General features: G+C 64.1%; 7 protein-coding genes and 1 pseudogene. 2 read left to right on the forward strand and 6 right to left on the reverse strand.

Annotated elements, in window-relative coordinates; all coding sequences use genetic code 11:
* Positions 1-711, reverse strand: a pseudogene (locus tag WBF82_RS11420) (NADH-ubiquinone oxidoreductase-F iron-sulfur binding region domain-containing protein); the annotation flags it as partial.
* A gap of 37 nt (positions 712-748) precedes the next feature.
* On the opposite strand from WBF82_RS11420, the gene WBF82_RS11425 reads away from it, so the two are divergent.
* Entirely contained in the window at positions 749-1,222 is a 474-nt protein-coding gene (locus WBF82_RS11425; RefSeq protein WP_424383144.1) for a hypothetical protein, read from the forward strand.
* 14 nt (positions 1,223-1,236) lie between these two features.
* Here the strand turns inward: WBF82_RS11425 and WBF82_RS11430 are convergent, their stop codons facing one another.
* From WBF82_RS11430 to WBF82_RS11450, 5 genes are all read right to left on the reverse strand, one after another.
* On the reverse strand, positions 1,237-2,103 hold the full coding sequence (locus WBF82_RS11430; protein WP_424383145.1) for an alpha/beta fold hydrolase: 867 nt from the start codon (positions 2,101-2,103) through the stop codon (positions 1,237-1,239).
* Between the two features lie 16 nt (positions 2,104-2,119).
* Entirely contained in the window at positions 2,120-2,533 is a 414-nt protein-coding gene (locus tag WBF82_RS11435) for a Rieske (2Fe-2S) protein (RefSeq protein ID WP_424383146.1), read from the reverse strand.
* Between the two features lies 1 nt (position 2,534).
* Positions 2,535-3,680 carry an amidohydrolase family protein gene (locus WBF82_RS11440; RefSeq protein WP_424383147.1) on the reverse strand — a complete coding sequence of 382 codons (1,146 nt, stop codon included), beginning with the start codon at positions 3,678-3,680 and terminating at the stop codon, positions 2,535-2,537.
* A 32-nt stretch (positions 3,681-3,712) separates the two neighbouring features.
* Positions 3,713-4,804: an amidohydrolase family protein gene (locus tag WBF82_RS11445; RefSeq protein ID WP_424383148.1), complete on the reverse strand. Its 1,092-nt coding sequence runs from the start codon at positions 4,802-4,804 to the stop codon at positions 3,713-3,715.
* Between the two features lie 191 nt (positions 4,805-4,995).
* A complete protein-coding gene (locus WBF82_RS11450; protein ID WP_424383149.1) occupies positions 4,996-5,901 on the reverse strand; it encodes an NAD(P)-dependent oxidoreductase in 906 nt (301 codons plus the stop codon).
* A 93-nt stretch (positions 5,902-5,994) separates the two neighbouring features.
* Between WBF82_RS11450 and WBF82_RS11455 the strand changes: the two genes are divergently transcribed.
* Positions 5,995-6,745 (forward strand): acyl-CoA dehydrogenase family protein (locus tag WBF82_RS11455; protein WP_424383150.1); only part of this gene is annotated, 751 nt, incomplete at its 3' end.

A 6,745-nucleotide genomic window follows, 5' to 3' on the forward strand; every position in this document is an offset into this window, starting at 1 on the left:
CGACAGCGGGGTGCCTTGGGAGCGGAACGCAGCCGAGCCGTTGCTCTGCAGGAAGGGCAGGTTGGCCAGCGTTTCGACATTGCTGACCAGCGTGGGCCGTTCGGCGACGCCGACCTCGAACGGGCGCGGTGGCTTGTCGGTCGGTTTGGCCGGGCCGCCGTTGATCGCCTGGACCGCGGCGGTCTCCTCGCCGGCCACGTACCCGGGTTGCACGGTCACCAGCTCGAGTGTGATGCCGTGCGGCTCGGAGCCGAGCTCTGTTAGCGCCGTCTCGACGCTGCGGGCCGATCCGTGGTCGGACACGTACACGTAGGCGCTGTCGGCGGCAACGATCGCCGCTGCCAGTCGCAGCCCGTCCAGAACCAGGTGCGGGCGGTTGCGCAGCAGCCAGCGATCCTTGATCGAAGCCGGTTCTCCCTCTTCGCCATTGGCGACGACAACGCTGCCGCCCGCGCGGCTCCCGTTATCGCGAACCGCGCGCAACTTCACCGCGAGCGGGAAGGCAGCGCCGCCGCGACCGACCAGCCCGCTGGACTCAACCTCGCTCAATAGTGCGTCGACGCCGGCCAATGGCCGATAGCCGCCCCGCGTCTGGTACGTCGCGAGGTCCTCACGGGTTTGGGGCTGCTCGCCCAGCAGCCTGGGCGGGCAACCCGGAGTGCTCGCCACGGTGACCGGTTCGGCCTGAGTGGTTATCTGGCTGGTGTTCATGACCTAGCTCGCAGTCCCGGCAGTTACGCTTTCGCACATGCGGACTGCCGTGGTGCGCGTCAACATCGACCCCGAGGGACGATTCACGCATGCGCGGCTACGAGAGGGCATGGTGGCCCTCCTTGGGCTGGTGGGCGAGGCGGGCGTCGATGTGGTGGAAAGCGACCTCACGACGATGCCGACCGGCCGCCGGGAAGTGCAATTGCTGATCGCTGCCGAAGACGCCGATGTGGCCCAGCGCACGGCAATCGCGTTGTGCACCAAGTCCTTTGGCGACACGGCTTCTCCCGGTGTGGTGACCTTTGTCAGCAGAGGAACCGACGATGACGCGCATGGCGTGTTGGCTGGGTTCGGGCTCACCGGCGAGATCGTCCGGGCCCCCGGCGACGACGGCTACGACATCGTCTACGTGACGTTGCGCGAGGAAGACCTGGAACGCATTCCGGAGAGCCGTGTCCACACAGCCTTGGAGGCCTCGCTCAACTGCGAGGTCCACATTCGCACTATGTAGTACATCGTGAGACATCACGAGCCCAGGAACTCCAGGATTGCCGGGGCGGCCTGCACCCACGTGTCGAACATGTTGAAGTGCTTAACCTTGCCCGCGGCACGCGCCTCGGAGGCACGCTCCCACGCATCCTCCGGCCAAGGTGGGTCGATCAACTTCGAGCCCTTGATCAGGCAGCTGACTTCCATTGACGTCCGTTTGGGGTGGTCCATGTCGTTCTCGCCGCCACGAATGATCAACGTGGGAACTTTTATGCGATCGAACATTTCGTCGTCGACGCCCGGAATCGTCTGTCCCGGCTTGGAAACGAACGCGTTGAGCCAGCGCAGCATCACCTTGAGGAACTCATCGGAGTCGAAGTCGAGGAACCGCTGCTTGTTGGCTGGGTTTTCGTCGATGCGGTCGCGCCACTCCTGCACCTTCACCACGCCGTCCATTCCGGTACCCCGCACCGCAAGGATGCTGGGGATGATGTAGAAGGAACCGAGCACGAAGGTGCCGTAGATGCCGCCGACGATGTTCCACACCACGAGCTTGGTGACCATTTCCGGATAGAGCATCGTGGTGAGCATGGAATCCCTTGCCCCACCGGAGCCTCCGGCGAGGATGCAGCGCTCGAAGCCCAGACCCGTTACCAGCTTGTGCAGCGTCTCTGCGCGCATGTGGGATTCGCTTTGCCCGTAGAACTGCACATCGGACTTGCCGCAGTTGGGCCGGTCCCAGAGCAGCACCCGGTAGCCGCCGGCGGCCAGGGCATCGGCCAGCGGACGCAGGCCTTCAATCTCCTTACTGAACCGGCCGCCCGGTGTCAGGGCAATGAGATCGCCGGACTCACCGAGGATTTCGTAGACGACGTTGCCACCGTTCACTTCGAGAGACGCCACGCGATACTCCTGTAGGTCAGGCCATCACCAGAACGTCGTCGCCGACGACGCGCACCGGGTAGGTGCGAATGCTCCATTCGGGCTTGACCGCGGTCGTGCCGGTCGCGAGCTCGAAACCCCATTGATGCCAAGGGCAGTAGATGTACTCCAGGTCCCGCACCATGACGGCGTCCCCGGCGGCGGTCTCGTCCACGACGGTGCGGCCCCGAACGCGGCCGGAGCACAGCGGGCCGCCCTGGTGTGGACAGTAATTCGCGATGGCGTAGAAGGTTCCGTTGACGTTGTACACACCCACACCGTGCCGTCCGATCGGCACGAGCTTGTGCTTGCCCGGAGGAATCTCGTCCACGGTGGCCACAATGTGCTCGCGGCCCTGTGCGAGGCGAGGCTGGGGCCGCTCCGTGGCTGCCCCACTCTCTTCAGAACTCAACTCAGAACACCCGGGCTTGGCCCTCGAGGACGGGAACCGTCTCCGGAAGGTGATAGGTCGCAATGCCGTTGCGGTACATGATCGATTCGCGCGCGGCCTTAGGCAGATGCTTGACCACCCAGCGCGGGTCGTCGAACGTCCAGTGCGGGTAGTCGGATGAGTACAGCAGGATTTTGTCGCACTCCATCCACTCCATCGCGCGGGTCAACTCCGTCTTGTCCTCGGGGTAGTCCAGCGGCTGCGTGGTGAACTTGATGTGGTCCTTCACGTAATCGGACGGCTTGCGCTTGATCTCCACTCGTGACTTGCGGGCCTCGTAGATCGAATCCATGCGCCACATGAGCGGCAGGATCCAGCTGAAGGCGTGCTCCACGAAGACGATCCGCAAGGTCGGGAAGCGGTCGAAGACGCCGTCGAAGATCAGGCTCATCACCTGGTTGGCCGCCAGCAGCGAGTAGGTCACCATGAAGTCGTGGTTGTAGCTGGGAAAGCCCACCGGCGGCGTCGGAAGCAGCTCGTAGGTACCGCGCGACAGGTGGCAGCTGACGGTGATGTCGTGCTTGGTGGCGGCCGCCCAGATGGGGTCGTACTTCGGGTGTCCCCAGGACGGTCTCGGCTCGGCTTTGATCAGAATCTGGGCCATGTAGGGGTGTCCCGCCCACTTCTCGATCTGTTCGACGGCGCCTTCCGGGTCTTCGATGGCGACGCAGATCGACCCGCGCCAACGCTCGTGCCAGTTGTTGTGGCTGTCGAGCCAGTGGTTGTTCTGCCAGTCGTTGAGTGCGCTCGAATACGCCTGGTTGGCTTCCGGTAGACGCGGCGTGCGGCCGGCGGGCTCCAGGATCGCGATGTCGGAGCCCGCTTCCATGATCAGCTGGCGGAATGCCATGTCTGGGTCGCTGCCCGGGAACTCGCCGTCAGGCGGGAAGGTGTCGGTGCGCATCGCGAAGGCGTGCGCGTAGTCGGGGGCGTCGTAGTAAATCAGTTCGCCGATCTTGTGGTCGAGGAAGAATTTGCTGCGCCATGGCTCGGGGATGTACGGGGTGATCTCGCCGCGCTTGGGCACCGGGTGGACATCCGAGTCGACACACCGGACCGCGATGCGCTCCTTGGCGGGGACTCGTTCCTGCGTGTGAGTCAATGTCATTTCGACCTCCTCAGCCTTCTTCTATTCTGCGACTAGCCCGCCGCGAGGTCGACAGAAATGTCGATTCCGTACAGGCTGGCCGCGTTGCGCCAGCACAGCTTCTCGCGCTGCTCGGTCGACAGCGCCTTCGGCAGCTTGTGGATGTCGCCGCACTGCCAGTGCGGATAGCTGGAGCCGAACATCACCATGTCCTCTTTGCCGGTGAAGCCGAACCACTCGCCGGCGAATTCGACGTCGCCCGGACCGTCGAGGCTGCCCTGGACGAAGTACACGTGTCCGGGCAGGTAATCGCTGGGGATCCGGGGCGCCCACGGGGTCTGCTCGAGGTGCGGACGGCCGAAAGTGTCCATCCGCCAGATGAACGGTGTAACGAAGTCCGCGGCGCCGTCGGCCCAGACGAACTTGAGGCTGGGCCAGCGCTCGAAGACGCCCTCGGCGATCATGTTCATCAGGTGATACAGGTAATTCAGCGCCATGAAGCTGACGTACTGCTCGTACGTGAGCGTGTTGCCGGACGGGGTCGGGGGAAAGCCGATGCCCTCACCCGTTTCGATGTGAACTGCGACAGGGAGATTGGCGTCGGCTGCGGACTCCCAGAGTGGCCAGAATTGCGGCTTGCCGTACAGCTCGCGGGACTGCAACGGGACGGCGATCTGAACCACCCGCGGGTGGCCGCGCCACTTCTCGATTTCGCGCAGGGCACCGGCAATGTCGTCGGGGTTGACCCGGATTGTGCCGCGGAACCTGTCACCGAAGTGGGCGGACTCCAGCCATTTCGACACCATCATCTCGTTGTGGGCCGCGTGCAGGGCGGTGCCCAGGTGTCGGTCCGGCATGATGCCGCGCCCCATCGGATGAAGTACCGCGACATCGACGCCGCGCGTCGTAAACAGTTCGTTGCCAACGAATTCCGGATCCGAACCCGGGTATTGACGGTCCGGTCCCTCGGTGTCCGGGGCGTACTCGCCGCCGGGCGCCCCGTACCAGTCCATTTCGTAGTCGGGGAATCCGCGACTCTTGTAAGGCTCGCGCATTACCGAGCGCAGTTCCTTGTTGGACGAGAAGAAGATGTGCACGCTTGCGTCGATCAGCGGCGTCCGGGTTCCGTCCGGGTGCTCGATCACCTAAACCACCCTTCGCGGCGCCGACGACTGTGTCGCGCCTGCTGGCCATACGCTAGCCAATCTAACATTCCGATTCGTCGCCAATCAACAGGGTTTCCGGTAAGCATTTCGATTAATCATCACGCCTGCTAGTGGTCACAATTGCGGGCAGCACGTGTAAGCGTTGTTCTTCGTAAGCGATAATATCATTCTCAGGTACGCGATGGCAGGGACGTGGGGCCCACCGTGACGCCGGCGGCTCGTTCGATCGGTTTGATCGCCGAGGTGAAGTCCGAATCAGCCCCCTCGTCGTGTAAGGCGGTTTCCCACAGCCGCCCGACCGCCGCAGCGATCTCGACGGGCACACCACTCGACTCTGCTTCGTCGAGATACAGCCGCACGTCTTTGACCATCAGCCCGGTGGCAAAGCCGTAGTCGAACGTGCGCGGAAGAATCGCGCGCGGGAACTTGTCGCGGCTGGCGCTCGTCGCGCCAGAGCCTGCGTTGAGCACGTCGATCATGACGCCCGGATCGAGTCCGGACTTCACGCCCATCACGACGACTTCTGATGTTGCGACGAGCACTGTCGCCGCCAGGATGTTGTTGGCCAGCTTCATGGTTTGCGCTGAACCGGGCGTCTCGCCGATGTAGAACGGCTTGCCGATCGTCTCGAGCGACGGCTTGAGGATGTCGAATTCGATGCGGGGGCCGGAGACCATCAATGCGAGGGTGCCATTTTCGGCTCCGCTTACCCCGCCGCTGACCGGGCTGTCGAGCGCAGCGATGTTGCTTCTGGCGAGGGCGCCGTGGATCTGTACTGCTGTTTGGCGGCCAATTGTCGAGAGGTCGACATAGCGCTTGACCCGGGAGCCTTCGATCACGCCACCGACCCCGGTCGCGACCTCGAGTGCGACTTGCGGGGAGGGCAGGCTGGCCATGACAGTTTCAGCGCGGTCGGCGACCTCCTTCGGCGACGACGCCGGCTGGGCCCCGAACGCGACAACCCGGTCGAGAGCTTCGGAGCTGGTGTCGAAGGCGACGATTCGGCGATTGGCTCGAATGAGGCGTCGTGCCATCGGAAAACCCATGTGGCCCAGGCCGATGAAACCGATCTCCATTGCGACCGCCTAGCATTCCGACGAGATTGTTACTGTGCTAATAAGAGAATACTATTCTCGTAGCACTTTAACTGAGCTAAGGAGCTGGCCGGGATGCTGCTGGAATTCGACGCCGATCAGCGGCTCTGGCAGGAAACGGTGCGTGACGCCGTCGGCAAGCAGTGCCCGCCGACGCTGGTCAGAGGGGTTGCCGAAGACGGCGTGGACCCGACACCGGTCTGGAAGGCCTACGTCGAGCACGGCTGGACCGAGATGAGCGATCCGGAAACCGCCGTCGAGTTGGCCATCGTTTTAGAAGAGCTGGGCCGGGCCACCGATCCCACGCCGTTTCTGGCGACGATGAGCCAGTTCGCACCGCTGGCTGGGGCTCGGTTCGACCCGCAGGCCTCCGGGACCGCCGCCTACACGGGCGTGAAAGCGCATCGGGCCGACGACGGCTGGGTGTTGGACGGCACGGCGGAGCATGTGCTGGACGGGGACCGTGCCGAGTGGTTGGCGGTGGTGACCGACGCCGGGGTGTTCATCGTCAGCGCAGCCGAGGTGGCGGGGCAGGTCACCAGGCGACGCAGTTCGGTGTTCGACCCGGTGCTGCACGTCGCCGAGTTGAGTTTCAGCCACGTTCGGGTACCGGACACCGCACGGGTCAGTGTCGATGCGGAGCGGGCGCGGCATATCGCGCTGATGGGTATGGCGATAACGACGGTCGGTGCCTGCCAACGCATTCTGGATCTGGTCCTCGATCACGTGCGTAACCGGCACCAATTCGGGGCGCCGATCGGCTCGTTCCAAGCGGTCCAGCACAAGGCCGCCGACATGCACGTCGCGGTAGAGCGGGCGCGGGCAC

Origin of the sequence: Mycobacterium sp., assembly GCF_049673265.1 — a bacterium.
GTDB lineage: Bacteria > Actinomycetota > Actinomycetes > Mycobacteriales > Mycobacteriaceae > Mycobacterium.

What these genes read in the sequence shown, in the direction of transcription:
- WBF82_RS11425 (WP_424383144.1), top strand. Translation starts at nt 749, where the DNA reads ATGCGGACTGCCGTGGTGCGCGTCAACATCGACCCCGAGGGACGATTC.
- WBF82_RS11440 (WP_424383147.1), bottom strand. Translation starts at nt 3,680, where the DNA reads ATGACATTGACTCACACGCAGGAACGAGTCCCCGCCAAGGAGCGCATC.
- WBF82_RS11450 (WP_424383149.1), bottom strand. Translation starts at nt 5,901, where the DNA reads ATGGAGATCGGTTTCATCGGCCTGGGCCACATGGGTTTTCCGATGGCA.